The 22,926-nt window shown below is 58.5% G+C and carries 26 protein-coding genes; 6 read left to right on the top strand and 20 right to left on the bottom strand.

Features of this window, described 5'->3' with window-relative positions; translation table 11 throughout:
- Positions 1–21: 21 nt before the first annotated feature.
- The 3 genes from BD293_RS10635 to BD293_RS10625 form a co-directional block, all read right to left on the bottom strand.
- Entirely contained in the window at positions 22–393 is a 372-nt protein-coding gene (locus BD293_RS10635) for a hypothetical protein (protein WP_142081532.1), read from the bottom strand.
- On the bottom strand, positions 390–1,670 hold the full coding sequence (locus BD293_RS10630; RefSeq protein ID WP_142081530.1) for a tyrosine-type recombinase/integrase: 1,281 nt from the start codon (positions 1,668–1,670) through the stop codon (positions 390–392). The genes BD293_RS10635 and BD293_RS10630 overlap by 4 nt, the downstream gene beginning before the upstream one ends.
- Positions 1,671–2,318: 648 nt before the next feature.
- On the bottom strand, positions 2,319–2,864 hold the full coding sequence (locus tag BD293_RS10625) for a hypothetical protein (protein WP_142081528.1): 546 nt from the start codon (positions 2,862–2,864) through the stop codon (positions 2,319–2,321).
- Between the two features lie 31 nt (positions 2,865–2,895).
- Between BD293_RS10625 and BD293_RS10620 the strand changes: the two genes are divergently transcribed.
- Positions 2,896–3,959 (top strand): IS630 family transposase gene (locus BD293_RS10620; RefSeq protein ID WP_142079576.1). Its coding sequence is split into 2 segments (ribosomal slippage): positions 2,896–3,381 and positions 3,384–3,959, totalling 1,062 coding nucleotides; the frame shifts between segments, so codons are not numbered across the junction.
- A gap of 203 nt (positions 3,960–4,162) precedes the next feature.
- Here the strand turns inward: BD293_RS10620 and lepA are convergent.
- The 13 genes from lepA to BD293_RS10555 form a co-directional block, all read right to left on the bottom strand.
- Positions 4,163–5,962, bottom strand: coding sequence for a translation elongation factor 4 (gene lepA, locus BD293_RS10615; protein ID WP_142081526.1), 1,800 nt, complete (start codon positions 5,960–5,962; stop codon positions 4,163–4,165).
- A 54-nt stretch (positions 5,963–6,016) separates the two neighbouring features.
- On the bottom strand, positions 6,017–6,865 hold the full coding sequence (locus tag BD293_RS10610) for an urea carboxylase-associated family protein (protein WP_142081524.1): 849 nt from the start codon (positions 6,863–6,865) through the stop codon (positions 6,017–6,019).
- Positions 6,865–7,065 carry a hypothetical protein gene (locus BD293_RS10605; RefSeq protein WP_170207108.1) on the bottom strand — a complete coding sequence of 67 codons (201 nt, stop codon included), beginning with the start codon at positions 7,063–7,065 and terminating at the stop codon, positions 6,865–6,867. The genes BD293_RS10610 and BD293_RS10605 overlap by 1 nt, the downstream gene beginning before the upstream one ends.
- A gap of 31 nt (positions 7,066–7,096) precedes the next feature.
- A complete protein-coding gene (locus BD293_RS10600; RefSeq protein ID WP_142081520.1) occupies positions 7,097–7,717 on the bottom strand; it encodes a hypothetical protein in 621 nt (206 codons plus the stop codon).
- A 531-nt stretch (positions 7,718–8,248) separates the two neighbouring features.
- Positions 8,249–9,028: a succinate dehydrogenase iron-sulfur subunit gene (locus tag BD293_RS10595; protein WP_142081519.1), complete on the bottom strand. Its 780-nt coding sequence runs from the start codon at positions 9,026–9,028 to the stop codon at positions 8,249–8,251.
- Between the two features lie 10 nt (positions 9,029–9,038).
- The gene (locus tag BD293_RS10590; RefSeq protein WP_142081517.1) at positions 9,039–9,353 is read right to left on the bottom strand and encodes a hypothetical protein; all 315 of its coding nucleotides are present in this window, start codon (positions 9,351–9,353) and stop codon (positions 9,039–9,041) included.
- Positions 9,350–11,155: a succinate dehydrogenase flavoprotein subunit gene (sdhA, locus tag BD293_RS10585; protein WP_142081515.1), complete on the bottom strand. Its 1,806-nt coding sequence runs from the start codon at positions 11,153–11,155 to the stop codon at positions 9,350–9,352. Before sdhA ends, BD293_RS10590 begins: the two co-directional genes overlap by 4 nt.
- A 9-nt stretch (positions 11,156–11,164) precedes the next feature.
- Entirely contained in the window at positions 11,165–11,545 is a 381-nt protein-coding gene (gene sdhD / locus BD293_RS10580) for a succinate dehydrogenase, hydrophobic membrane anchor protein (RefSeq protein ID WP_142081513.1), read from the bottom strand.
- 13 nt (positions 11,546–11,558) lie between these two features.
- The gene (gene sdhC, locus BD293_RS10575) at positions 11,559–11,942 is read right to left on the bottom strand and encodes a succinate dehydrogenase, cytochrome b556 subunit (protein ID WP_142081511.1); all 384 of its coding nucleotides are present in this window, start codon (positions 11,940–11,942) and stop codon (positions 11,559–11,561) included.
- Between the two features lie 287 nt (positions 11,943–12,229).
- The gene (locus BD293_RS10570) at positions 12,230–13,258 is read right to left on the bottom strand and encodes a MaoC family dehydratase (RefSeq protein ID WP_142081509.1); all 1,029 of its coding nucleotides are present in this window, start codon (positions 13,256–13,258) and stop codon (positions 12,230–12,232) included.
- A gap of 84 nt (positions 13,259–13,342) precedes the next feature.
- Positions 13,343–13,549, bottom strand: coding sequence for a DUF1737 domain-containing protein (locus BD293_RS10565; protein ID WP_170207107.1), 207 nt, complete (start codon positions 13,547–13,549; stop codon positions 13,343–13,345).
- Positions 13,546–14,103: an NnrU family protein gene (locus BD293_RS10560; RefSeq protein WP_142081506.1), complete on the bottom strand. Its 558-nt coding sequence runs from the start codon at positions 14,101–14,103 to the stop codon at positions 13,546–13,548. The genes BD293_RS10565 and BD293_RS10560 overlap by 4 nt, the downstream gene beginning before the upstream one ends.
- 5 nt (positions 14,104–14,108) lie before the next feature.
- Positions 14,109–14,975, bottom strand: coding sequence for an HpcH/HpaI aldolase/citrate lyase family protein (locus BD293_RS10555; protein WP_142081504.1), 867 nt, complete (start codon positions 14,973–14,975; stop codon positions 14,109–14,111).
- Positions 14,976–15,168: 193 nt separating this feature from the next.
- Between BD293_RS10555 and BD293_RS10550 the strand changes: the two genes are divergently transcribed.
- From BD293_RS10550 to BD293_RS10535, 4 genes are all read left to right on the top strand, one after another.
- Entirely contained in the window at positions 15,169–15,468 is a 300-nt protein-coding gene (locus BD293_RS10550) for a hypothetical protein (protein WP_142081502.1), read from the top strand.
- 73 nt (positions 15,469–15,541) lie between these two features.
- Positions 15,542–16,417, top strand: coding sequence for a MurR/RpiR family transcriptional regulator (locus BD293_RS10545; protein ID WP_142081501.1), 876 nt, complete (start codon positions 15,542–15,544; stop codon positions 16,415–16,417).
- A gap of 2 nt (positions 16,418–16,419) precedes the next feature.
- Positions 16,420–17,745, top strand: coding sequence for an aspartate aminotransferase family protein (locus BD293_RS10540; RefSeq protein WP_142081499.1), 1,326 nt, complete (start codon positions 16,420–16,422; stop codon positions 17,743–17,745).
- Positions 17,742–18,296 (top strand): carboxymuconolactone decarboxylase family protein, encoded by a 555-nt coding sequence (locus tag BD293_RS10535; protein WP_142081497.1) that lies wholly within the window; start codon positions 17,742–17,744, stop codon positions 18,294–18,296. Before BD293_RS10540 ends, BD293_RS10535 begins: the two co-directional genes overlap by 4 nt.
- 65 nt (positions 18,297–18,361) lie before the next feature.
- On the opposite strand, the gene infC is transcribed toward BD293_RS10535, so the two are convergent.
- Positions 18,362–18,925 carry a translation initiation factor IF-3 gene (gene infC / locus BD293_RS10530; protein WP_246086269.1) on the bottom strand — a complete coding sequence of 188 codons (564 nt, stop codon included), beginning with the start codon at positions 18,923–18,925 and terminating at the stop codon, positions 18,362–18,364.
- Between the two features lie 168 nt (positions 18,926–19,093).
- Here infC and BD293_RS10525 point away from each other — a divergent pair, with 168 nt between their 5' ends.
- The gene (locus tag BD293_RS10525) at positions 19,094–19,735 is read left to right on the top strand and encodes a hypothetical protein (protein WP_142081495.1); all 642 of its coding nucleotides are present in this window, start codon (positions 19,094–19,096) and stop codon (positions 19,733–19,735) included.
- Positions 19,736–19,812: 77 nt separating this feature from the next.
- Here BD293_RS10525 and BD293_RS10520 read toward each other — a convergent pair whose 3' ends face one another.
- The 3 genes from BD293_RS10520 to BD293_RS10510 all read right to left on the bottom strand — a co-directional run bounded on the left by BD293_RS10520 (position 19,813) and on the right by BD293_RS10510 (position 22,912).
- Entirely contained in the window at positions 19,813–21,852 is a 2,040-nt protein-coding gene (locus BD293_RS10520) for an ASKHA domain-containing protein (protein ID WP_142081493.1), read from the bottom strand.
- Positions 21,853–21,937: 85 nt separating this feature from the next.
- Positions 21,938–22,354 (bottom strand): universal stress protein, encoded by a 417-nt coding sequence (locus tag BD293_RS10515; protein WP_142081491.1) that lies wholly within the window; start codon positions 22,352–22,354, stop codon positions 21,938–21,940.
- Positions 22,355–22,495: 141 nt separating this feature from the next.
- The gene (locus BD293_RS10510; RefSeq protein WP_170207106.1) at positions 22,496–22,912 is read right to left on the bottom strand and encodes a universal stress protein; all 417 of its coding nucleotides are present in this window, start codon (positions 22,910–22,912) and stop codon (positions 22,496–22,498) included.
- Positions 22,913–22,926: the final 14 nt, after the last annotated feature.

The following is a 22,926-nucleotide window of genomic DNA, read 5'->3' as shown; positions in this document are numbered from 1 at the left end:
ATCCGCTGGTTTCAGGAAGCTTCACCCTATCCAAAAAAACTGCCGCAGCTCAACAGGCTCGGCGCGTCTGACGCTGCGATATTTGAGGTCTCCGCGACAGACGCGCCTTATGTTGTGACCACAATATCTGGTAGAAGATTCAATCCGCCGCCCACCAGCAACCCACACAAATCGCGAAGGGACCTGATTTTTTCTAGCGTAACTTGCCAAAAATCCTTCGATTTCCGCATCCATCGCAAAAATTCCATCATTGTCTTTTATTTTGCATACTTTCCAAAAAAGAAAAGAATCGAACCCCGGTTTGTATTCATCGTTGGAAAAAATAGTATTAAGCTCCTCGCTCTCGAAAAGGGTCTCTAGCAATTCGATTGCAGTATCTTCCGATATCATCACGCCCGCGCCCCTTCCAGCTTCACCACGTTGTCGATCGGCACGATCCGGGCAGGTGACAAAATGAAGTCTGCAACGGCCTGCGCGGCCTGTCTGATATCGGTCTCCTCGATCTGGACATATCCGGCGGTCACATCGCCCCCGCTGATATGATTGACCAGCGCCTTCAACACATATGCGTTGCAGCACTTGCTGGCCGCTGTGGTGTAGGATCGTCTCAGATCATGCGATGTAACGCGAAACCCCATCGCCTTTTCAAGACGCGCATATGCGCTGCGGATATCCTCGACCACATCGCCCTTGGCATTGCCGAAAACATAGCGCCGCTTGCCGCTGATCTTTTTGCGCTGGCGTAGCAGTTCGACCACCTGTCGAGACAGATGCACGGTGAAGGGCTGGCGGTTTTTCGGCTCAGGGAAAAACACGGTCGCGGCGTCCAGATCAACCTGCGACCACTTCAACGGCTCATAGCCTGATTTGCCATCGCCCATGACTTCGGCATGACGCGCGCCCGTCAGCAGCATGAACAGGATCGCGTCACGGTGTTCGTGCTCATGACGCAAGCCCACCAGCCCTGTCTGCACGGCCTGCACGAAGTCTGCGAGACGGTCAGCAGGAACATGGCCCTTTGCGGCTTCCACATTGGCCCATGTGTTCGTTCGATTAAGACGGTCAACAGGGTTATGGGTCAGCGCCGGATTGCGCGGGTCGCTGTCGGCAATGGCAAAATTGAGACAGGCGCGAAGGTAACGAAACGCCAGATTCGCCTGCGCGGGTGAGACCTCGGCAATCTTCTTGTGACGCGCCTTCACCATATCTTCGGTAATGTCTTTAATTGGCAGTTCCAGCCAATCCTTGAAACGCATCATCTGCAAACGGATATCCCGGACAGTGCGCGGCTTGCGCGCCTTGCCTCTGGACGCCCCCTGTTTCTGCACTGGCGCTGCGATGTAGTTTTCAAACGCTGCGCCTAGGGTCAGGGCTTGAACGGCTTGGCGCTCTTGTTCCTGCACAGGGTCGATCCCGTCCACGATCTGCGCGACCAGCTTGGCGGCTTCCTTGCGCGCCTTGTCCAGCGTCATGTCGCCTGCGCGACCAATGGTCATGCGCCGCTCTTTCTTCCCGATACGGCGTTGCAGGATGTATGACTTGGCCCCGCCACTTGAGACGCGAAGCCCGAAACCGCGCGTTTCAGTATCCCATATGATGATCGTCTTACCCTCGATCGGCGTGATATCCGCCACGCTGGTCTTGGTCAGTTTTTTCCGATTGTCGCCCATGATATCCGCCCGTTTGTAAGCAATTTGTAAGCAAATAAGCAAGAAAAGCCTAGAAGCCACGGCGGATATATAGGACTAAATATCGTTGTTTTGCAAGGGTTTTGAGTGCTTACAAGGGGGTGTTAGAAGCCCATCCCATCGGACTGTAACTCCGCCGGGGAGACCCACGCCAGGTTCGATTCCTGGGTCGCCCACCACTTTCCTTTACATTTGAGTGTGCTGGGGCCGTTCGGGTGGCGTGATTTGCGCGTTTCCCCTGCCTCTCTGTCGGTGCGCCTTATGGCGCATGCTGGTTTTGCGGTCAGTTGAAACAAAGGGGCGCGGAGTCAAGGCGCGACGCGCCGCCGCGCATCGCCGGGCCGTCCCCCGGCACGGCGATTTGGCTGCCGCGTGTGCGAAGCTCTGATCTTTCGCGGATGTGTCTGGCATAAAGCGCCACAGCTTCAAGCGCGGATCGCCGCACCACGGCCGGGTGGCGCACGGTTTTCACAAAGCCTTACAAGGACCTACGCACCCTATTTCTTCTGTGGCTTTTGGGCCGGAGTGGGGCTACCGTTATCGTCCTTGTTGACACCTCTAATCGTCGTTCTTCCTGCGGAAGGGACTGGTGTAGCTGGTTTCGTTTCTTTCTCGCTCACGCGATGCCTCCTAAATAGCTGATACGATATAAAACAACCAAGCGGGGATTTGTGCAAACGCAAAAAGTAAAGCGTAGACAAGTCTGCTTCTTGTGCGACCAATGATGACTTCGTTGGCATCGAAGAATAGCGAACCATTTTCCGCGAGATGTTGCAGTGTTTCTTCGAGACCCTTCTTCCCCTTGACCTGATGAAGTATATAATCAGTGTTCAAGTCAAACGTGCCCTTCTCAAATGCAATAATGATAAGGATAGTGTGTATCAGTGATCCGGAAATAAGAAACAAAACAAACCACAATGAAACTGGGAGGGAGAGAAAACTTCCTATGTAAGAAACTTTCCAGTCAAGTTGGGATAAAAAACTAGAAAATATGCTTGCAATTAAGGTGTTAATTGCAGCGCAAAATGCAGCTTGGTTTCTAAAATTCCGCAAATCCTCTTTCTGTCTCGCCAACTGGGTGTCGAGAAGGGAAACAGAAAGCCTGATACCAAGTCTCGCGAAATCTGACTCTTCTGAGGGTTTTGGGATTCCCAAATCTATGAAGATCTGACTCAATGGCGTCAGATTTTCTGGGGAGGGCCTCTCTATGGGCGCAGCGCTCGCGTTACGGACAGACTACGACGGCATGAAGTTGAGAGAACTTGCGCGAAAGACAAAGGATGCCAACCAAGCCCGCAGGCTTTTGGCGCTGGCGGAGATCTATGATGGCGGTCGGCGCAGCGATGCTGCTCGGATTGGTGGTGTTGGCCTACAAATTGTCCGTGACTGGGTGGAGCGGTTTAATGCCCGCGGGCCTGACGGCTTGATCAACGGCAAAGCTCCTGGTCAGCAGTCTAAGCTTAACGATGAGCAGCGCAGGGCGCTTGCTGCAATTGTTGAGAGCGGTCCGACCTTATCGGTCCATGGGGTCGTCCGCTGGCGCCTGAGTGATCTGAGGAAATGGATTGCAGACACATTTGGGATTTCACTTCACGAGACGTCGATAAGCCGGGAACTCAGGGCGCTTGGTTATGTCAAACTCACAGCACGCCCGCGCCATCACGCGCAAGATACAGCCGCACTGGAGGACTTTAAAAAAAAGGGTTTGCAGCCGCAGTAGCAAAGCTCCGCGCACGGCTCCTGCAAGGCACTGTGATCGAAGTCTGGTTCCAAGATGAAGCGCGTGTCGGCCAGAAAAACAAGATCACGCGCCGATGGGCGAAGCGCGGTACGCGACCTTCCGCCCCACATGATCAGCGCACGAGTTCAAGCTACATCTTTGGAGCGATTTGCCCAGCCCTCGGGAAAGCTGCAGGTCTTGTGCTGCCAGCGTGCAATACCGAAGCGATGGCCCTGCATCTTGCTGAAATCTCCCAAACTGTCGCACCCAAAGCACATGGGGCTGTGCTCGTGGATCAAGCCGCATGGCACATGACTGACAAGCTGGTCATTCCGGACAACATCACCATCATCCCGATCCCCGCAAAATGCCCAGAACTCAATCCAGTCGAAAACATCTGGCAATTCATGCGAGACAACTGGCTATCAAACCTCATCTTCGAAACCTATGAAGACATCGTAGATCATTGCTGCAAGGCTTGGAACAAATTGGTCAGCATGCCCGACACAATCACCTCCATTGGAACCCGCGACTGGGCTCAAGAGTTCTGATCAATGCTGATTGGTATGAGTAGCTCTCTTCGTTCGCGCTCTAAGCTCAATCAATCATCCTTGATCAATAACATTAGTAAACGTAAGAAATAGTAGAGGAAAGTATGGCATCGTGCCAGCCCTCCGCTTGCGCTCCGGGCGTTCGGACCTCAAAACGCTCCCCCGGAGCGTTTTCTCCCTCGGCCAAGGCCGAGGGCCGGTCCTCACCCATCCATCTTCAGCGCGCTTATAAACGCCTGCTGCGGAATCTCCACCTTCCCGAACTGGCGCATCTTCTTCTTACCGGCCTTTTGCTTGTCCAGCAGCTTGCGCTTGCGCGACACGTCGCCGCCGTAGCATTTCGCCGTCACATCCTTGCGTAACGCCGCCAATGTCTCACGCGCGATGACCTTGCCGCCGATGGCCGCCTGAATCGGGATTTTGAACATGTGCCGCGGGATCAGCTCTTTCAGCTTTTCGCACATCAAGCGCCCGCGCCCTTCGGCACGGTCGCGGTGCACCATCATCGACAGCGCATCCACAGGTTCGTCATTCACAAGCACCTGCATCTTGACCAGATTGTCCTGCCGGTAGCCGGTGATTTCATAATCGAACGACGCATAGCCCTTGGTGATGGATTTCAGGCGGTCGTAGAAGTCGAACACCACCTCGTTCAGCGGCAGGTCATAGACCACCATCGCACGGCTGCCCGCATAGGTCAGTTCCTGCTGGATGCCGCGCCGGTCCTGACACAGTTTCAGCACATCGCCCAAGTAGTCATCCGGCACAAGGATCGTGGCCTTGATGCGCGGTTCCTGTACATGGTCGACATGGGTCAGGTCGGGCAGATCGGCAGGGTTGTGCAATTCCGTCACCGAGCCGTCGCGCATATGGATATGATACACAACTGACGGGGCGGTGGTGATCAGGTCGATGCCATATTCACGCTCCAACCGGTCGCGGATCACTTCCAGATGCAGCAGCCCCAAAAAGCCGCAGCGGAACCCGAAACCAAGCGCGGCCGAGCTTTCCATCTCATAGGTGAAGGACGCGTCATTCAGCGCCAGTTTTTCAATGGCGTTGCGCATGTCGTCAAATTCGGCGCTATCCACAGGGAACAGGCCACAGAACACCACCGGCACCGAAGGTTTGAACCCCGGTAGCGGCGTTTCGCAGCCCTTCTTCTCATGCGTGATCGTGTCGCCCACGCGGGTGTCGCGCACCTGTTTGATGGACGCAGTGAACACGCCAATCTCGCCCGGACCAAGTTCCGCCACATCCACCATCGCCGGTTTCAGCACCGACAGCTTGTCGACCCCGTATTTCGCGCCGGTCTGCATCATCTTGATGTTGTCACCCTTGCGGATGACCCCGTCCATGACGCGGATCAGCACGACCACGCCCAGATAGGCGTCATACCAACTGTCGACCAGCATTGCCTTCAGGGGCGCGTTACGCTCGCCCACAGGCGGGGGCAGGCGGTGGACAATGGCTTCCAGCACGTCTGGAATGCCAAGGCCGGATTTGGCAGAGATCAGCACAGCGTCGGACGCGTCCAGCCCGATCACATCCTCGATCTGCTGGCGCACCTGTTCCGGCTCGGCTGCGGGCAGGTCGATCTTGTTGAGGACCGGCACGATTTCGTGATTGGCATCGAGCGCGGTGTAGACATTGGCCAAGGTCTGCGCCTCAACCCCTTGGGAGGCGTCGACCACCAGAAGCGAGCCTTCGACCGCCCGCATCGAGCGCGAGACTTCATAGGCGAAATCCACATGGCCCGGCGTGTCGATCAGGTTCAGCACATAGGCTTGCCCGTTATTCGCAACATAGTCGATGCGCACGGTATTGGCCTTGATGGTGATCCCACGCTCGCGCTCAATATCCATCGCGTCGAGCATCTGCTCTTTCATATCGCGGTCGGACACTGTGCCGGTTGATTGGATCAACCGGTCAGCAAGGGTGGATTTACCGTGGTCGATATGCGCCACGATCGAGAAATTGCGGATGTTTGCGAGCTCTGTCATGCTGCTCGTATGTAGCGGAAACTCCGGCTGGTCAATATGTCTTGCGCGCGCGGGTCAGTTCGGCGCATGCCTGCGCGAATACCGGTTGTTCGACGGGCTGTACCAGCCATCGAGCGAGCCTGCGGGGGGCGCATGGATTGTCACCTCCAACGGGTGGCATTGTGCGCTGTCCGACGAATGCTCGGCCCCGCAATCGCCCCCCGGACAGGCGGACAGCACACCCAGCAGGTCAATCTCGGCGAAGAATTCGATATAATCGCCTTTGCGTGCAGGGCTGGCCTTCATGAAATACTGGCCGGTATCATGTGTAAAGCCTGTGCACATGAAGACATTGAGCACATCATGCACCAAGGCTTCGGCCTCATGCAGGGGTTTGTTCAGTTCTTCGGCCAAAGCGCGGGTCAGGTTGGAATGGCAGGTGTGGTGGTAATCCTGTCCGCTCAGCAAATGGTGGGTGTAGGGGTCACAGCGCGTGCCGATCACATCATGCACGCGGCCGCCATGCTCATCCACGCCATACCAGTCAAGGGTGTCGTCCAGCACGGTGGCCATGGGGCGCAGATAGGGCAGGCAGGACCACAGCCTGTTGCCGGTGCGAATATGGCTGCCATGCAGGGCGCGGGTTTTGCCCGAATAGAAATGTTCCTCATGATTGCGCGCCTCGAACAGATTGAGGTCGCCGACTTGCGGCCCCTCTGGGCAAGAGATACGAAAGAAACTGCCTGCGGTGACATAGAAACAGCGCGCATCGCGCGGCGGGATGACAACGCGTCCTGTCTCGGTCGCGCCAAGACGCGCGGCGCGGTATTGCTCCATCGGGGGGCGGCGCAGGGTGTCACTCGGGTAGCAGATCACGGGCGAAACCGCGCGACGCGCCTCGGCATCCTTCGGGGGTTTGGACATCAGTTCTCTCCGGCAAGGCAGTGTTTAGGCTCGCGCCCTTTGGGCAGGGCCAATTCCGCACCACAAGCAACACAGGTGAACAGCACGCGCCCATCAGCCAGTTTGCGTGCATCCTGCCGCCAGCGGCAATCACGACGTTTCCATGGTTGCGCGACGAGGATCAGCGCGAAAACGATCAAAAGGCCAAGTACCAAGATCATATTATAGTAGTGGGGTGTGAGGGGCGCGAGGTCAAGGTATTGTCACCATCCCCGCCGCGCGCAGCTCGGCATGATCGGGATACCACATTGGTACTTGGGGCAGTGTCGCCAATCGCAGGACAAACTGCTCGTCAATCGACTGTGCGCGGTAAATCGCCAGATCGCGCTGCATTTCAACTTCAGGGTCGATCATACCGAAATGTTGTTCTCGCAGCAGTGCATAGCCGTGCAGCCCGATGCGCCCCTCTGGTGCGATAGAGCGGGCGGTGCCGCCCGCGAAGATCAGCGCGCAGGCCGATGCGCAATGCCCGTCAACATGCGTCGAAATCTCATGTGCGCGCAGCACTGTGACGACGCCCCGCGCTTCAGCAATGTAGCCACCTGCACTGTCCAGAATCATGTGTTTGATCTGCGGATGTGCCGCGACCAGCCCGCGCAAAGCTTCGGTCAGGCCAAAATCCACCTGACCACTGAAGACGAAGGCCTGTTCATCGGCGCTGAGGGACAGTTCAAACTTCGGAGGTGGGGGAATGCGGTACGGCTTTGGCAACGCCTCGGTTCGCGCCATTCCGACCCCTACGAGCGCTAGCCCTGTAATGGCAAACGCCAACAGGACACGCAGAGCATAAATATCGACAGGCCGTTCGCGCATGTCCCTAACATGCATCAAAAGGGGTGCTTTTCCAGTCACGATTTGTCGCATGGCAAGTGTCGGCTTGTGGCAATTGCCAAAATGCCTGCTCACAACTGTGTCGCGCGCCTAAACCTCTGACAGGTAACCGGGGGAGTGGCGTTTTGAGAAAAGGCATCAACACTGCATTCAAGGCAGATGAACCGGACGACGCTTGTCTTTCGCCTGCCCGGTGCGCGTTTCCAACGACAACCAGCGCGCCTCGTAACCATATGGGGCTTCGAAGGTTTGCGCCGTGGCGAGAGCAGGTTTCTCAATGACCGTAACAGTATTATGGCGACCAACGTCAACGCGCCGGGATGCATATGGTGCAAGTCCAGAAAATCAGCCCAGTTAACCTCGAAAAACGAGGTGTATGTGTCGTTTTGGGGCCGTGCGGCAGGCGCAGGGTCCACTCGAATAAAACGCGGATTGAAATCGGTATGATCTGACATGCCCCAAAACTTGCTTGGCACCCTGACAAAATCAGGGCGCCAATGGAGCAAGCTGGGGTCAGAGCACCCGTTCGACCATCTTTTTCTTGATTTCGGCGATGGCCTTGGCAGGGTTCAGACCCTTTGGACAGGTCTTGGTGCAGTTCATGATCGTGTGGCAGCGATACAGCTTGAACGGGTCATGCAGATCGTCCAGGCGCTCGCCTGTTGCCTCGTCGCGGGAATCGATGATCCAGCGATAAGCGTGCAGCAGCGCTGCGGGGCCGAGGTAGCGATCCCCATTCCACCAGTAGCTGGGGCAAGCAGTCGAGCAGCAGGCGCACATCACGCATTCATACAGCCCGTCGAGTTTCTCGCGGTCCTCGATCGACTGGCGCCATTCCTTGGCGGGCGTGTTCGATTCTGTTTCAAGCCACGGCTTGATGCTGGCGTGCTGCGCATAGAAATGCGTCAGGTCCGGCACCAGATCCTTGACCACGGGCATATGGGGCAGGGGGTAGATTTTGACATCGCCCTTGACCTCATCCATGCCAAAAATACAGGCCAGCTTGTTGCCGCCGTCGATATTCATGGCGCATGACCCGCAAATCCCCTCGCGGCAAGAGCGGCGGAAGGTCAGCGTCGGGTCAATCTCGCTCTTGATCTTGATCAGCGCGTCCAGAACCATCGGGCCGCATGTGTCCATGTCGACAAAATATGTGTCAACGCGGGGGTTTTCCCCGTCATCCGGGCTCCAGCGGTAGATCTGGAACTTGCGCAGGTTCTTGGCCCCTTCGGGCTTCGGCCAGGTCTTGCCTGTACGCATCTGGCTGTTCTTGGGCAGGGTCAGTTGGACCATGAGTGCCTCCTTAAAGCAGGAACGGGGCGAGCCCGTCTGTGGCTAGACATCTAATCGTTTCGGGTCGCGTGGCGATTTCGACCACCAGCGCATTGGTCTGGGGGCTGACATTGGGTTGCCCCGCCGCCAGCGCAAGCCGCGTCAATTCGCTTGCGCTGGCGTTGTTGATCACGCAATCGCTGGCAGCTTCCAGCGGCACGCCGGGAAAGTTCTCCGCAAGGGCAGGGCGCACGGCACTGCGTGCCGCGTCGCGGGCCAACTGGTCTTGCACATCAGCGCAAGAGGCCAGCGCCAGCAGCGCCCCGATTGCGGCAAACCGGATCAATAGACGCGCGCCTTTGGGGCGATCTTTTTCATGTCGATCCCGCCATCTGCCTCGGCGGTCAGCGGGGTTGTGACGACAGGCCTGAAATCCAGCCGCACCTCTGCACCTGTCGCCCAGGCCAATGAGTGCTTGCGCCAGTTTACGTCATCGCGGTCTGGGTAATCTTCATGCGCATGCGCGCCGCGGCTTTCCTTGCGCGCCTCTGCACTGACCACAGTTGTCAGCGCGCAGGGCATCAGGTTGTCCAACTCCAGGGTTTCCATCAGGTCGGTGTTCCAGATCAGCGACCGGTCCGTGACCTTAACATCCGCCATCTTGCCCGCGACAGCCTTCATCTTGGCGCAGCCTTCGGCCAATGTCTTGTCCGTGCGGAACACAGCGGCATCATCCTGCATCGTTTTTTGCATTTCAAGGCGCAGCTCGGCAGTTGGGATTGCACCATTGAGGTTGCGGAAATGCTCGAACCGCTCCAGCGCCTTGTCCACGCTTGCTTTGTTCAGTGTTGGGTTGGCCGCTTTCGGGTCAACCACTTGCCCCGCACGAATGGCGGCTGCACGTCCAAACACCACAAGGTCGATCAGGCTGTTAGACCCAAGCCGGTTCGCCCCATGCACCGAGGCACAGGCCGCCTCGCCCACAGCCATCAGGCCGGGCGCGATACGGTCGGGGTTCTTGCTATCTGCATTCAGCACCTCGCCCCAATAGTTGGTCGGGATGCCGCCCATGTTGTAATGCACAGTTGGCAGAACCGGGATCGGTTCCTTGTTCACGTCAACACCTGCAAACACCCGCGCCGATTCCGAGATGCCCGGCAGGCGCAGATGCAGCGTCTCAGGCGGCAGGTGGTTCAGGTGCAGGTGGATATGGTCCTTGTTTGGCCCCACGCCGCGCCCCTCGCGGATTTCCATCGTCATGCACCGCGACACGACATCTCGGCTGGCCAGATCCTTATAAGTGGGCGCGTAGCGTTCCATGAAACGCTCGCCCTCTGAATTGGTCAGATAGCCACCTTCGCCACGCGCCCCTTCGGTAATCAGGCAACCTGCGCCATAAATGCCAGTGGGGTGGAATTGCACGAATTCCATATCCTGCAACGGTAGGCCTGCGCGTGCCGCCATGCCATTGCCATCGCCGGTGCATGTATGCGCCGATGTCGCGCTGAAATAGGCGCGGCCATAGCCGCCCGTTGCCAGCACCACCATCTTGGCGCTGAACAGATGCAGCGTGCCGTCATCCAGTTTCCATGCCAAAACGCCCTGACACACGCCATCTTCCGACATGATCAGATCTGTGGCGAAATACTCGATGTAGAACTCGGCCTTTTGCTTGACCGACTGGCCATAAAGCGTGTGCAACATCGCGTGACCGGTGCGGTCAGCGGCGGCACAGGTGCGCTGTACGGGCGGGCCTTCGCCATATTCAGTGGTGTGCCCGCCAAAGGGCCGTTGGTAGATTTTGCCCTCTTCGGTGCGCGAGAAGGGCACGCCGTAATGTTCCAGCTCATACACCGCCTTGGGCGCTTCGCGGGCCAGATACTCCATCGCATCCGTGTCGCCCAGCCAGTCAGAGCCTTTGACCGTATCGTACATATGCCACTGCCAGCTGTCCGGCCCCATATTCCCAAGGCTGGCAGCAATGCCCCCCTGTGCCGCCACAGTGTGCGAGCGGGTCGGGAAAACTTTGGTTACACAGGCGGTCTTCAGCCCTTGCTCGGCCATGCCGAGGGTCGCGCGCAAGCCAGCACCACCCGCGCCGACAACGACAACGTCATAAGTATGTTCTTCAATCTTGTATGCAGACATTTCTTTTCCTCAAGCGCTGAACAGCACAGTTGCAACCGAGAGAACACCCGCCACTCCGAGCGCCCATGACAGCAGCGTATTCGCCAAAAGGGCGGCTGTGCGCGACGCCTTGTTGGGGACGTAGTCTTCGATCACCGTTTGCAAACCCTGTTGCAGGTGCGAAAATGCCGCAATGATAAACAATATTGCAACAAGTGCATGCCACAGGTTGGAATAGGTGGCGACAAACGCCTCATGCCCGCCGCCCAAGGCGCGACCAAACGGAAAGATGAACAGCAGCGTCAGCGGAATCAGGGCAACCGAAGTTACACGCTGTGACCACCAGTGGTGCGAACCTTCGCCTGCTGCGCCAGATCCGTGCACGCGGGCGTAATCAGTCTTGTATCCCATGGGTTCTGCCTCCTCAGACGATGATAATGGTCAAAAGCGTCAGCACCGCTGTGCCTGCGAACACCACATAGCTGGATTTCTCGACACTCTCGATATCCATCATCCTGCCTGTGTCCCAGATCAGGTGACGCATGGAGTTGAGCATATGATACCACAACGCGGCCAGTGACCCGATCAGGATCAGATGCCCCAGAATGGATGTCAGCAGCCCGTCCACAAACTCGAAATACGCAGCGCTGAACGCACCCGCCGCAAACCACCACACAATCAGGATCGCGGCCAGCGTCATTCCGACGCCCGTGATGCGGTTCAGGATCGAAGTGATCCCCGCCAAGGGCAAGCGGTAAATCTGCAGATGCGGGGATAACGGGCGATTGCCCCGGTTCACGTCGGCCATGCAAGGCTTCCTTTGCTCTGACAAGGCTGCGGAATGGCAGCCAATCTCTATCTGTGTTTCACATACTGGTTTTCACGCAAATGTCACGCGCTCAGGTGGGAAACACCCGGATGTTTGCGCAGGTCGGTAACAAATTCGAGTCATTTTTGCAATTTGTGATCACACGTTTGAATTAAGTGATCACAAAAGCCCAAGTTACCGCCGCGGGCCCGAAACCCTTGCGCCTTGGATCATCGACGGGGGAATCGGTCAAGGCAGGTCTAACCTGAACCTGCTTGCCCGCCCGCCTAGATCGGCATCAAGACCCAGTAATCCAGATCCAGCAACACATCGGGGTGATACTTGCCGTCATCTGTTTTCAGCACATCGCACGCGCCCTTGCTGGCCACCAGCCGCAAGCGCAGCGCGCCCACCCCCGGCGCACGGGTCTCGGCGCGGTCGAGCACTTCAGACCAGGCCCGGATCGTATCGCCAGAGAAACACGGATTGGCATGGCTGCCTGCGTTGATCGCCGAGATCATATGGGCATTGGCCAACCCGTTGAACGACAAGGCCCGCGCCATCGAGATCACATGCCCCCCGTAAATCAGGCGCTTGCCATCCGCGCGCCGGGTGCCATCGAAATGGACTTTCGATGTATTCTGCCACAGCCGCGTGGCCAGCATATGCTCGGCCTCTTCCACTGTCACGCCATCGACATGGTCGATCCGCTCGCCAATGGCATAATCACCCCAGCGATGCGGCTCGCCTGACAGCGCGAAATCATGATCTGAGAAATTCAGGCCTTGGGGCACCACCAGCGTGTCCGGCGCCACCACAGCTGCCAAATCGGGCACAACCGTTTCGGGTGCCGTTGCATCAGGGTCACGCTTGCGCACCATCACCCAGCGCACATAGTCCAGAACCCGCGCGCCGCGTTGGTTCTCGCCGCGGGTGCGCACCCAGACAACCCCGGATTTGCCATTGGAATTTTGCTTCAACCCGATCACTTCCGAGTGGCTGCGCAAACTGTCGCCCGGATAGACCGGCGCATGAAAACGCCCCTCGGCATAGCCCAGATTGGCCACTGCATTCAGACTGATATCAGGCACGGTCTTGCCAAAGACGATATGAAACCCGATCAGATCATCCACCGGGCTTTGTGGCAACCCGCACGCGCGCGCAAAGTCGTCCGAGGAATAAAGCGCCGTGCGCGCCGGATAGAGCGCATGATACAGCGCGCGCTCCCCCCCCGAAACTGTGCGCGGCACAGCATGCACGATTTGTTGCCCGATATGGTAATCCTCGAAAAACCGCCCCGCTGTCGTCTTGCTCATGTCCAGCCTCATTTTCTTGTCAAAAATACTCGCGGGGGAACCAGCCCCCTCTTTGGGGCTGGTGGGGGCGGCAGCCCCCTGACTCTATAGGCTTCCGAGCTTCAGCTCGGGCGAATAGGCTACATCTGTATCCTTCACCACGGCTTGCGCGCAGCGCATCTGCCCGCTGATCGGGTCATGCGCATAAGCAGGTCCGCCATACAGCTCCCAGCCATTCGCAAGCGCCTCTGTCACCTTGTGGCAAAAGCCCGATGTATCCTCGGCGGTCAAAAGACGATACGCGCGCATCATGCTCCTCCAAAGGGCCAGGGGCCGATCCAGCCATGTATCTGCCCGACAACCAGCATCAAAAACAGCGCCCCGACAACGGCCACGCCTTCTTTCCACATCGGCGCTTCGGGGGGGCGTGCCCAGTCGCGGTTGGCGCGGTTGATCACGATCACCGAGACCACCGCCCACGCCAGCAACCCGCCAAACAGGATCAACCCCTGGACTGTGCCGACCACCAGCAAATGGCCCACCGCCCATGCCTTGAAACCCGACAGTTGCGGGTGGCGGATGCGGCGGTGCAGATTGGTTTTCAGACCCGATACGGCAAAGAGGTAGAACGCAATAAACAACAGCAGATTGTTGACATGCACCATCCAGAACGGGGCGATCCACAGCCAGACCGGCTCTGCCATCCGGTAGCCGATCACCATCAGCACGATCGAGATCAGCAGCGCTATGGCAACTGCGCCCTTGCCCGCCTCGCCTATCTCGGCCCGCTTTTCAGGGGCCAGTCGTTTGAAAAAATGCGCCCCCGCCCATAGTGCGACCCCGAGGATCAGAAGACTCGTTCCCATTGTGGCTACTCCGTCAGGTCTGCAATGGCCTGTGCCTTTGCAAGGATTTGCTGTGCAGTCACAATATGCAGATTTTCAACGATCTTGCCATCCACAACCGCAACGCCTTCGCCACGCTGTGTGGCTGCGTCAAAAGCCTCGATCTGGCGGCGCGCCAGATCAATATCCTGCTCTGACGGGGCAAAGACCTCGTTCGTCACAGCCAGTTGCGCAGGGTGGATCAGCGTCTTGCCATCAAAGCCCATATCGCGGCCCTGTTCGCATTCCAGACGCAAACCCGCATCGTCCTTGAACGCATTATAGACCCCGTCAATCGCCACAATTCCTACGGCCTTTGCGGCAAGCAGCGGCAATTGCAGCGAGATCATCAGGGGCAGGCGGTCGGGCCGAAAGCGGCAGCCCATGTCTTTGGCCAGATCATTCGTGCCCATGATGAACCCCGCCATTCTTGGCGCGCAGGCGATTGCATGGGCGTTTAAAACCCCAAGCGGCGATTCCATCATGGCCCAGATGCGGGTGTCTGCGGTTTCGGGCCGCGCATCCAATAGGCGCGCCAGTGCTTCGATATGCGCGGCGGTATCGACCTTGGGCAGCAAGATTGCCTCTGGCCGGGCGGCGGCGATCACGTCCAGATCATCATGTCCCCAATCGGATGACAGCGCATTGATCCGCACGAGTTTTGCGCGTGTGCCATAGTCATGGCTTTGCAGCGTTTCGGCCAGCAAGCCCCGCGCGCGTGCTTTCTCGTCAATGGCGACAGCATCTTCCAGATCGAAGATGATCGCATCAGCGGCCAGTCCCGTTGCCTTTTCCAAAGCGCGCTCCTTAGAGCCGGGAATGTAGAGAACCGAACGAAACGGGCGCGTATCCATGGGGCAATCCTCGCAACTTTATGTCGGGTGTGCATCATTTCCGGTCACAAATGGCAAGAGCTGATCCGCTGCATTGCAGCAATTTCTTGCATTGTTGCGCGCTAACATGGGCCGCGCGCTGTGTTTACTGTGTTTTTGCCTGTGTGCGTCAGACTGGTCGGACAGCCCGCCCTCAGCCAATAGGTTTCAAGCCATGCGCAAATCCTGCTCTGCTCTCGCCCTTATCCTCGCCACCTGCGCGCCGCCTCTTTCTGCGCAAACGCTACAATGCGGGGCGCGCGATACAGTGCTGGATATGCTGACCGCGCAGGACCAAACCCGCCGCGCCATAGGTCTTGCGGGCCGCGCCGTAATGGAAGTGTTCGCAGCAAACGACAGTGCGCGCTGGACAATCACAGTGACCATGCCCGACGGACGCATGTGCCTGCTGGCCAATGGTGTCGCCTTTGACGCGCTGGACGAGGTGTTGCCGATGCGGGGAACGGCATTGTAGCCTACGCAACATATGTATCGCAGATAGATTCAAATGTTGCAAAATTCAACCGGCAGTGCTACGCATTGGCCGCATGACAGAAACCTTTTCCAGGATCCTCGCCGCGCGCTTTGATGACCTGCCTGCCCGGATGCAGCAGGCGGCGCGCTGGATTGCGGCTCATCCGCGTGATGTCGCGCTGGTGTCGATGCGCGAGCAGGCGCGCAAGGCCGGGGTGCAGCCTGCAACCATGACGCGGCTGGCGCAGGCGCTGGGCTATAACGGGTATGATGCCCTGCGCGCCGAACACGCGACCGCCCTGCGCCATGCCCCTTCCGGACTTGCGCAGCAGGCCGATGGCCGTTTGCCGCTTCATACCGACAACCCGGACAGCGCGGCACAGGCGCTGCTGATGCACGCGCAGGCACAGATCGCAGGCATGACCTCGACCGAGATGCAGGGTGCGCTGTGTCAGGCCGCTGACGCCATGACCCGCGCGCGCCGTATCTATGTGCTGGGTCTTCGCTCCAGTCATGCCGTCGCGTGGCATCTGCATTACGCCTTGTCGCTGATCACGGATCGCGCGCATTTGCTGGACGGGGTCGGCGGCACCGGGCTGGATGCCTTGTGGCATGCGGGCAGCGATGATGTGCTGTTTGTCTGCGGAGTCGCCCCCTATACCCGCGCTGTGGTTGAGGCGACGTTGCAGGCGCAAGCGCGCAACGTACAGATTATCGCTGTGACCGATTCGCGCTTGTCGCCCCTTGTTGCGGCGCAAGGGATCGCGCTGATCGTGCCCACCGGCAGTGCCAGTTTTCTACATGCCATGACCCCGGCATTCCTGATTGCCGACACGCTTGCCGCCCTTGTCGCGTGGGCAGACGACCCCGGAACACTGGCGCGGCTGCAAGGGCTGGATCGCCAGCTTGCCGCGCTCAACACTTTCATTTCCCATCCACGTGAGGCTTGATCATGACGCGCCTTCTGCACCGCTCTATCCACACGCCACCACGCCACGCGGTTTCCGCCCAAGGGCTGCGCTTTACCGATTCCGAAGGGCATCAGTATATCGACGCGTCTGGCGGCGCGGCGGTGTCCTGTCTGGGCCATGCCCACCCCGATGTCATCGCGGCATTGCACGACCAGCTTGACCGGCTGGCCTATGCCCATACAGGGTTCTTCACCACGGATGTGGCCGAGGAATTGGCCGAGACCCTGATCGCAGATGCACCTGACGGGCTGAGCCATGTCTATCTGCTGTCTGGCGGGTCCGAGGCGATTGAGGCAGCGTTGAAAATGGCGCGGCAGTATTTCACCGAAACCGGCCAGCCGCAGCGCCGCCACATCATCGCGCGCCGCCAAAGCTATCATGGTAACACTTTGGGCGCGCTTGCGACTGGGGGCAATGAATGGCGTCGCGCGCAATTCAAACCGCTGTTGATGGAAGCGCATCATATCGCGCCGTGTTTCGCCTACCGCGAACAGCATGAGGGGGAAACTGACACCGACTACGCCGCCCGCGCGGCAGGCGAGTTAGAGGCGAAGATACTGGAGCTTGGCGCGGACACTGTCGCGGCTTTTGTCGCGGAACCTGTTGTCGGGGCAACAGCGGGCGCGGTGCCTGCTGTGGGCGACTATTTCAAACGCATCCGCGCAATCTGCGACAAATACGGCGTGTTGCTGATTCTGGACGAGGTCATGTGCGGCATGGGCCGGACCGGCAGCTTGTATGCCTGCGAACAGGACGGCATTTCGCCCGATCTGCTGACCATCGCCAAAGGTCTGGGCGGGGGCTATCAGCCCATCGGCGCGACCTTGCTGAGCGCGAAAATCTACGAGGCCTTTGCGCAAGGCAGCGGGTTCTTTCAGCATGGTCACACCTATATGGGCCATCCCATGGCCGCTGCCGCAGGGCTGGCAGTGCAAAAGGTGATCCGGCGCGACAACCTTCTGGCCAATGTACAGGCTATGGGTGCAGAGTTGCGCACGCAGTTGCACGCCGCATTCGGCCAACATGCGCATGTCGGCGATATTCGGGGCAAGGGGCTGTTTCAGGCGATCGAACTGGTCGCGGACCGTCAGACCAAAGCGCCCTTCGATCCCGCCCACAAACTGCATGCGCGCATCAAATCAGAGGCGTTGGCGCGCGGGCTGATGGTGTATCCGATGGGCGGCACAATCGACGGGGTGCGCGGCGATCATGTGCTGCTGGCCCCGCCCTTTATCGTCACGCCATCGGATGTGACCGAGATCGTCGGGCGCCTGTCCGAGGCAGTGGACGCAGCATTGCAGTCATGACGCGTCCTTTCTTACCGATCCCCGATTCGGATTGGCCCGCCGAAATTGATGACATGCGCGAAGGTTTTGCGGGGCAATTGAACGTTTACCGCGTGATGGCCCATCATCCCGATCTACTGCGTGCATGGTCGGGGTTGCGCGCGCATATTGTGCACGCGTCGGCCTTGGGCCGCGCGCGGGCAGAGGTTGTGATACTGCGCCTCGCGCATAGGGTGTCGTCCAGCTACGAGTGGAACCAGCATGTGGCGCGCGGGTTAAGTGCTGGCTTGTCCAAGCCCCGAATTGCCAGCCTGCGCGGCCCGCTGGCGGGGATGGGGCAAGACGACGCGATACTGGCAGGGGCGGTGGATCACCTGCTCGATCATTCCAAACTGCCGCCCGCACAAATGGCGCAGCTTGAAGACCTGATCGGGCGGCCTGCGGTGCTGGACCTTATGGCCACATTGGGCATGTATCTGACGCTGGGGTTCTTGCTCAACAGCACCAATTGCCCGCTGGATGCGGATATCGCGACCGAACTGGCACAAAATGCCCCTGAATTGAGGGTCTGAGCCGCATATGAAAAAACCCGCAATCTGCATTGCGGGTTTATCGTGTCAGTGCCTGTTATGGGGGCTTAGCGCGGCGCGATCATCATGATCATCTGCCGCCCTTCCATCTTGGGCATATTCTCGACCTTGCCGATTTCACCGACATCGACAGCCACGCGCTGCAACAAATCTGCCCCGATATTCTGGTGCGCCATTTCGCGGCCACGGAAACGCAGCGTTACCTTGACCTTGTCGCCACCTTCAAGAAACCGCATCACGTTGCGCATCTTGACTTCATAATCATGCGTGTCTGTGTTCGGACGGAATTTGACTTCCTTGATCTCGATGATGTGCTGTTTCTTGCGTGCTTCGGCCTCGCGCTTCTGCACTTCGTATTTATATTTCCCGAAATCCATGATCTTGCAGACCGGTGGTTCTGCATTGGGTGAGATTTCGACAAGATCAAGACCGGCCTCTTCGGCCAGCGTCATCGCCTGAGAGGGTGTGACCACCCCCAGATTTTCACCTTCGGCCCCGATCAGGCGGATTTCTTGCGCGCGAATGCGGTCATTTACGCGTGGTCCGGTGTCACGTTGCGGCGGGGCATTATGCGGTCTGCGGGCTATGGTGTCGTTCCTTGTTCTGTTCAATTTGGTGAGCTACAGTAATTCTGACCCATACGCAATTCAAGCGTGAAGATTACCAGAATCGCGCGATAACGTGCTTGTTTTTGCATGTGCAGCAAAGTTCTGTTTGCATCCTGCACTATTTCTGGCATATCGCGCGACCATAACTCGTATGTTCAGAAGGATATAGCCATGAACAAACCCCTTCTTATCGCAATTGCGGCCGCCGCAGCGGCCATTGGTATTTGGTTCGGAATTCAATCACGTCAGGCCCCTGAAGTTGTCGAACCAGTGGTCGAAACGGCGCCTGCGCCCGAAGTGACAGAGCCTGAAGTCGAAGAGCCGGTTGATGCCCCGGAAGAGGTCGAGCCAGAAGCAGAGCCCATCGTTGAAGAAGACGCTGTCGAAGAAGAAGAGCCTACAGTCGACGAATTGATGGATGAAGTTGCAGATGATGCAGCCGAAACCGTTGAAGACGCGGTTGATGGTGAAGTCGAGACAACCACCGATACCGTCGAGTCTATGGTTGATGACATCGTCACTGACGAAGCTGAAGCCGCTGATGAAGCTGCGGTTGAGGACACTGTTCAAGAGGCAGAAGAAAACCTGTCACCAGATGCCGCGGAAGAGACGGCAGACGCCATCGACGAAGCGATTGAGCTGCAAGACCTTGGCCTTGACCTGTCGCTCGACTCGATCCGAGCGCAGATTGACGCGGCCAACCTGAGCTTGGCAGACCGCGCAATCGTCGAAAACCTGTTGCAAGCTGCCGGTGAAAACCCTGAACTTCTGGAACAGGTTGCCGAACGCCTGCGTCAGATGACTGGCAACTGATATTTGCCCAAGGCTAAATGAAAAGCCCGGATACCTGCTGGTATCCGGGCTTTTTTCATCTGGCGGGTAGCGCTGGCTTAGCCCCTGCGTCGTCTGCGCCGCCCCCCATCCGAATCGCCGCCCCCTGTGTTGAAGCTGACATTCGGCAAGGTGACGATCTTGCTTAATTCCGGAAACGTATCGACCGCGTGGGGCAGGGCGTTGGCATTGACGAAATGTTCCTGAAAGCGCGGTTCAATTGCCGTTTCGACCTTGTGAATGCGCCGGACAGTGCCCTCGATCGCGCTGCGTGCGCCGATATTGCACAGCGCAATGCGCGCGCCCGTCCCGGCGGCGTTGCCCGCGCTGGTGACATTTGCCAGCAGCGCATCGGGGATCATGCCCAGAACCATCGCATGTTTAGGGCTGATATGTGCCCCGAATGCGCCCGCCAGAACCACGCGGTCCACATGGTCTGTGCCGATTTCATCCATCAGCAACCGCGCGCCTGCATAGAGCGCCGATTTTGCCAGTTGGATCGCGCGGATATCGCCTTGTGTCACTGTGATTCGCGGCCCGCCTGTGGCTGTCGCATCATGGATCAGATAGGCATGGGTCCGCCCCTCTGGCTGGTTGCGCCATGTGCCGGTCTGCGCGGCTGATCCGATCAGGCCAGACGGGTCGACCAGCCCCGCCATGCGCATTTCGGCCACCGCCTCGATAATGCCTGAACCGCAGATACCGGTGATGCCGGTCTGGGCGGTGGCCGCGTCAAAGCCCGGCTCGTCTGACCACAGATCACAGCCAATCACCCGAAAGCGCGGCTCTTTGGTGGTGGGGTCAATCTCGATTTTTTCAATCGCACCGGGGGCCGCGCGCTGACCAGAGGAAATTTGCGCCCCTTCAAAGGCCGGACCCGTGGGCGAAGAACAGGCCAGAACCCGCCGCTTGTCGCCCAACAGGATTTCGGCATTGGTGCCCACATCCACCACCAACACCAGATCATCCGATGTCTCGGGGCTTTCGGACAAGGCCACAGCGGCGGCATCCGCACCGACATGGCCCGCGATGCAAGGCAGCAGATAGGCGCGTGCGGCGGGGTTCAGGGCCTTCATGCCCAGTTCCCGAATATCCAGCGAGATGGCGTCCGAGGTGGCCAATGCAAACGGGGCTTGCCCCAGTTCCACCGGATCTATGCCCAGAAACAGATGATGCATGACCGGATTGCAGACGATCACGGCTTCCATGATCTCGCGGGCGCTAACTTGCGCTTCCTCAGCAATCGCCAAGATCAGCGCGTCCATCCCTTCACGCACAGCGCGCGTCATTTCAACATCGCCACCTGGGTTCATCATGACATAGCTGACGCGGCTCATCAGGTCTTCGCCAAAGCGGATCTGCGGGTTCATGATCCCGGAGGAGGTGACAACTTCGCCCGTGCGCAGATCACACAGATGCGCGGCAATAGTGGTGGACCCCAGATCAATGGCCAACCCGTATAGCCCGCCTTCGTACAGGCCGGGCCAGATGTCGAGAACGCGGTGCGGGCCGATCTGGTGATCTTTGTGCAGGGCGACAGTGACCTGCCATTTCCCTTCGCGCAACACAGGTTGCAGCTTGCGCAGCACATCCAGCCCGGCGGTGATATCTGGTATGTCCCATTCCGCGCGCAATGCCGCACCCAGCCGCTCGAAATCGCCCGAGGGTTCGTGCATGTCGGGTTCCTGCACCTCGACGAAATAAAGCCGTGTGGCGGGGTCCATCGTCATGACCCGCGCAGTCGCGGCCTTGCGCACGACTTGCCGGTGCACCTGACTTTCGGGCGGCACGTCGATGACGATATCGCCCATGACCTTGGCCTGACAGCCCAGCCGCCGCCCCGCGATCAGCCCGCGCTTGTCGTGATAGCGCTGCTCGACCGAGTTCCACTCGGACAGCGCGTCGGGGGCGACAGTGACGCCATGTTTGGAATATTCGCCCGATCCCGGCGTGATCTGACATTTCGAGCAAATGCCGCGCCCGCCACAGACAGAATCAAGGTCCACCCCCAACTGCCGCGCAGCGGTCAAAACCGGGGTGCCTAACGCAAAGCGGCCCCGCTTGCCTGATGGTGTGAAAATAACCAGAGCGTCTGACATGCCGTCCCTCCTGAAGTCATGCCTCAGATAACCGTCTGAGCGGCAGAGGAAAGGCCGGATCGCGGCACAACATGCCGAAAACCCGTCAGCGTGACACAAGCACCGATATCTGGGAGTGGCGCACAACCCGCGACGCGGTGGAGCCGATGAAATAATCGCTCATCCCCGGCTTGTGGCTGGCGACCATAATCAGGTCTGCATTGCAATCTTGCGCGCAGGCCAGAATATTCTCTGACGGGCGCCCGCCGCGAATGTCGATATCGACGGTCTTTGCCTTGGCGACAGAGGCCAGTGAATCAAGCTGCTCGCGGATGGCTTTGCGATGCTCCAGCAATTGTTCGCGCGCAACCGCAGCGGCCAGATAGGCGGGAACTTCGTCCAGCACATGCACAAGTGTGATGCTGCCGCCCGCATCGAGCAGCTTGTTGGCTTTCTGGATCAGGGCGCGACTGGTCGCACCTTTGTTGAACAGGGCCACCGCGACGACGATAGATTTATACATTTTGTGTTCCTTCAGTTCTGTGCGGGCTTGGTCCTGATACTGATGCCCCCCAAAGCGATTTGGGGGGCAGAATTGCACAGGTGTTCATTCAAGGCAACAAATCTGCCGGGCGGTGTGACCACACCGCCCAATACCTTTGCCTTAGCGCGTGACCAAGACCGAAACAGGGGCGTGGCGCACGATCCGCGCGGCGGTCGAGCCGATGAAATAGTCGCTCAACCCCGGTTTGTGGCTGGCGATCATGATCAGGTCTGCACCGGCTTCTTTTGCAGCACCCAGAATCGACGCCGAAGGCTGGCCCTCGCGGATAACAGTTTTCACATTCATCCCTTGCGCACTTTTCGCAATTTGCGCCAACTGGTCTTCAACCTCGCGTCTGCGCGCGCTCAGATGCTCTTTCGGGATCGACGCTGCGACATAGCCCGGAACCTCGTCAATCACGTGCACAAGGGTAATTGTGCCGCCATCATCCAGCAGGGTTTGCGCTTTTGTCAGTGCCGCACGCGTGGTGGCCCCTTCGTTGAAAAGGGCGGCAGCGATCACGATGGATTTATACATGGTAGGTTCTCCTG

The sequence above is a fragment of the Roseinatronobacter monicus genome, assembly GCF_006716865.1.
Lineage (GTDB): Bacteria > Pseudomonadota > Alphaproteobacteria > Rhodobacterales > Rhodobacteraceae > Roseinatronobacter > Roseinatronobacter monicus.
This window is presented reverse-complemented; position numbering and strand designations above follow the sequence as displayed.

Bases quoted from the DNA above. Each gene is read 5' to 3' on its own strand.
- BD293_RS10630 (WP_142081530.1), bottom strand. From the start codon at position 1,670: ATGGGCGACAATCGGAAAAAACTGACCAAGACCAGCGTGGCGGATATC.
- lepA (WP_142081526.1), bottom strand. From the start codon at position 5,962: ATGACAGAGCTCGCAAACATCCGCAATTTCTCGATCGTGGCGCATATC.
- BD293_RS10610 (WP_142081524.1), bottom strand. From the start codon at position 6,865: ATGTCCAAACCCCCGAAGGATGCCGAGGCGCGTCGCGCGGTTTCGCCC.
- BD293_RS10605 (WP_170207108.1), bottom strand. From the start codon at position 7,065: ATGATCTTGGTACTTGGCCTTTTGATCGTTTTCGCGCTGATCCTCGTC.
- BD293_RS10600 (WP_142081520.1), bottom strand. From the start codon at position 7,717: ATGCGCGAACGGCCTGTCGATATTTATGCTCTGCGTGTCCTGTTGGCG.
- BD293_RS10595 (WP_142081519.1), bottom strand. From the start codon at position 9,028: ATGGTCCAACTGACCCTGCCCAAGAACAGCCAGATGCGTACAGGCAAG.
- sdhA (WP_142081515.1), bottom strand. From the start codon at position 11,155: ATGTCTGCATACAAGATTGAAGAACATACTTATGACGTTGTCGTTGTC.
- sdhD (WP_142081513.1), bottom strand. From the start codon at position 11,545: ATGGGATACAAGACTGATTACGCCCGCGTGCACGGATCTGGCGCAGCA.
- sdhC (WP_142081511.1), bottom strand. From the start codon at position 11,942: ATGGCCGACGTGAACCGGGGCAATCGCCCGTTATCCCCGCATCTGCAG.
- BD293_RS10570 (WP_142081509.1), bottom strand. From the start codon at position 13,258: ATGAGCAAGACGACAGCGGGGCGGTTTTTCGAGGATTACCATATCGGG.
- BD293_RS10565 (WP_170207107.1), bottom strand. From the start codon at position 13,549: ATGATGCGCGCGTATCGTCTTTTGACCGCCGAGGATACATCGGGCTTT.
- BD293_RS10560 (WP_142081506.1), bottom strand. From the start codon at position 14,103: ATGGGAACGAGTCTTCTGATCCTCGGGGTCGCACTATGGGCGGGGGCG.
- BD293_RS10555 (WP_142081504.1), bottom strand. From the start codon at position 14,975: ATGGATACGCGCCCGTTTCGTTCGGTTCTCTACATTCCCGGCTCTAAG.
- BD293_RS10550 (WP_142081502.1), top strand. From the start codon at position 15,169: ATGCGCAAATCCTGCTCTGCTCTCGCCCTTATCCTCGCCACCTGCGCG.
- BD293_RS10545 (WP_142081501.1), top strand. From the start codon at position 15,542: ATGACAGAAACCTTTTCCAGGATCCTCGCCGCGCGCTTTGATGACCTG.
- BD293_RS10540 (WP_142081499.1), top strand. From the start codon at position 16,420: ATGACGCGCCTTCTGCACCGCTCTATCCACACGCCACCACGCCACGCG.
- BD293_RS10535 (WP_142081497.1), top strand. From the start codon at position 17,742: ATGACGCGTCCTTTCTTACCGATCCCCGATTCGGATTGGCCCGCCGAA.
- BD293_RS10525 (WP_142081495.1), top strand. From the start codon at position 19,094: ATGAACAAACCCCTTCTTATCGCAATTGCGGCCGCCGCAGCGGCCATT.
- BD293_RS10520 (WP_142081493.1), bottom strand. From the start codon at position 21,852: ATGTCAGACGCTCTGGTTATTTTCACACCATCAGGCAAGCGGGGCCGC.
- BD293_RS10515 (WP_142081491.1), bottom strand. From the start codon at position 22,354: ATGTATAAATCTATCGTCGTCGCGGTGGCCCTGTTCAACAAAGGTGCG.
- BD293_RS10510 (WP_170207106.1), bottom strand. From the start codon at position 22,912: ATGTATAAATCCATCGTGATCGCTGCCGCCCTTTTCAACGAAGGGGCC.